The organism is Fulvivirga aurantia (assembly GCF_009711475.1).
Classification (GTDB): domain Bacteria; phylum Bacteroidota; class Bacteroidia; order Cytophagales; family Cyclobacteriaceae; genus Fulvivirga; species Fulvivirga aurantia.
In genome coordinates this window covers 1-2,085 of the sequence record NZ_SMMD01000370.1, presented here as the reverse complement: position 1 = coordinate 2,085, position 2,085 = coordinate 1, and the positions used below count along the sequence as shown (strand labels likewise).

At 40.1% G+C, this 2,085-nt stretch carries 3 protein-coding genes; 2 read left to right on the top strand and 1 reads right to left on the bottom strand.

The window, feature by feature from the left end:
- A partial coding sequence (locus E1176_RS01940) for a DUF2911 domain-containing protein (RefSeq protein ID WP_155208891.1) occupies positions 1 to 592 on the top strand: 592 nt, incomplete at its 5' end.
- Positions 593 to 676: 84 nt separating this feature from the next.
- Complete coding sequence (locus E1176_RS01935; RefSeq protein ID WP_155208890.1) at positions 677 to 1,777, top strand: alanine racemase; 1,101 nt, start codon at positions 677 to 679, stop codon at positions 1,775 to 1,777.
- Between the two features lie 32 nt (positions 1,778 to 1,809).
- Here E1176_RS01935 and E1176_RS20385 read toward each other — a convergent pair.
- Positions 1,810 to 2,085: TerB family tellurite resistance protein (locus tag E1176_RS20385; RefSeq protein WP_185152554.1), on the bottom strand; the 276-nt coding region annotated here is incomplete at its 5' end.

Genomic DNA, 2,085 nt, shown 5'->3' with positions numbered 1-2,085 from the left:
GTTGATGACTGCAGCAGTTGCTTGTGATTCACCTAAAAAAGAGTCAGAGGCTGAAGCTGAAGACACTACAATGGTTGCTGAAGACACAGAAAGCGAAGCCAAAGAGGAAAAAGATGATGCGCCAATAGCTAGTCCGAGAATGAAGGCTGAAGGTACTGTCGGTACAGCTACCGTGAAGATAGATTATGGGTCACCAGCCGTAAAAGATAGAAAAATATGGGGTGGTCTTGAAGAGTATGGTGTGGTTTGGAGAGCTGGAGCCAATGAAACTACAGCGATAGCGTTCAGCGAAGATGTGACTATCGATGGTAATAAAGTACCTGCAGGTAAATATGGCATTTATATGATACCTAGAGAAAACGAGCCTTGGACCTTAATTATCAATAAAGATTGGGATCGTGAAGAGCACGGAGCGTGGGGTGCCTACAACTACAATGAGGAAAATGATATAGCGAGAGTTGAGGTTTCTCCTGAGTGGGTTGACGAAAATCAGGAAAGGTTGACTTACTCTGTAGAAGATGGCTCGATAAAATTTGCCTGGGAAAAAGCGAGAATTTCAGTGCCTGTTGAGGGCGCTGGTTCAGCAGGTTGATTTATCTGAATGAGATTAATGAAGGGGCTTTTAAGCCCCTTTTTTATTGTTCTTTTTTTTATTTTTATTAAAAATAATAGACCTATGAGAATCAACGAACCCACCTTAATACTCGATGAGGATAGGTGTAAGAGAAATATTGAAAAGATTGTAGATAGGGCTAACAAAGCTGGGGTCATATTTCGACCTCATTTTAAAACACACCAATCTACAGAGATAGGAGAGTGGTTTTATAAGAAAGGTGTAAGGTCTATTACAGTATCATCACTAGCCATGGCACGCTATTTTGCAGATGCAGGCTGGGAGGAGATCACAGTTGCATTTCCTGTGAATATTCTAAAAGCTCGGGCGATTGATGAACTTGCAGAACAGGTTAGACTCAATTTGCTGGTAAGTGAATCGGCCGCGATTGACTTCCTGCAAGAAGAAATCAGAAATCCATTGCACGTTTACATCGAAATTGACAGTGGGCAACACCGATCAGGGCTCTCATACAGTAATAAGGATGAAATACAACGATTAATTGAAAAGCTAAAAATATCCGATCAGGTAAAGCTAAAGGGGTTTTATACTCATGCCGGTCATACATATGGTGCCAGGTCTGGCAGAGAGGTAAATGAAATTGCTGCTAAAGCAAAAACAAATTTTTTGGCTCTTAGGGATCTGGAAGTAGTAAAAAACTATGCTTACGATTTAGAATTTTGCTGGGGAGATACACCGTCCTGTAGCACTTGGGAAACATATGAAGGATTAGACGCTATAAGCCCGGGAAATTTAGTGTTTTATGATGTAATGCAGTATAACATCGGGGCGTGTGATTTACGTGACATAGCGGTGGCATTAGCTTGTCCGGTTGTGAGTAAAAAAGAAGCAACCGGTGAGTTGATTATTCATGGCGGAGCTATCCATTTTTCTAAAGATTATATTGAGAAAGACAATGTTAAGCAATTTGGAGTACCAGTAGACTCGAATACCTGGCAACCTCTCTCTGGTGGATATGTAAGTGCTTTATCTCAGGAGCATGGTATAGTGAAGCTTCAAAAAGAGGATTTTGAAAAATATAAAGTTGGAGATGTGTTGTTCGTGCTGCCAGTACACTCATGTCTCACAGCTCAGGCTATGGGGGAGTACTTAACTACTTCTGGTAAGTATATAGACCATTATGCACAAAAAAACCGTGGCTAAGCACGGTTTTGTTATTTGTTGGCAATTTAAAATTAGTTTACCAGATACTTTTGTGCTCTTTTCTTTAAATAATCCCGGTCAGCGGTGATAGATGGGTCAGAGAAGATTTTGGTAGACAGCTCTCCGATTACACCTTTCTTGTAACCAAGTCTTTCAGCTATACTTTCACAAAATACAATCTCACTTTTAAAAACCTGACCATCAATTTTCATCAATTGCACGATATGATATAAATGTTCAAATTTTTGATCATCAGTTAGCGTGCTTAAATCACCGATTGGTCTTTTTGGGTGCTTAAGCATTTCTTC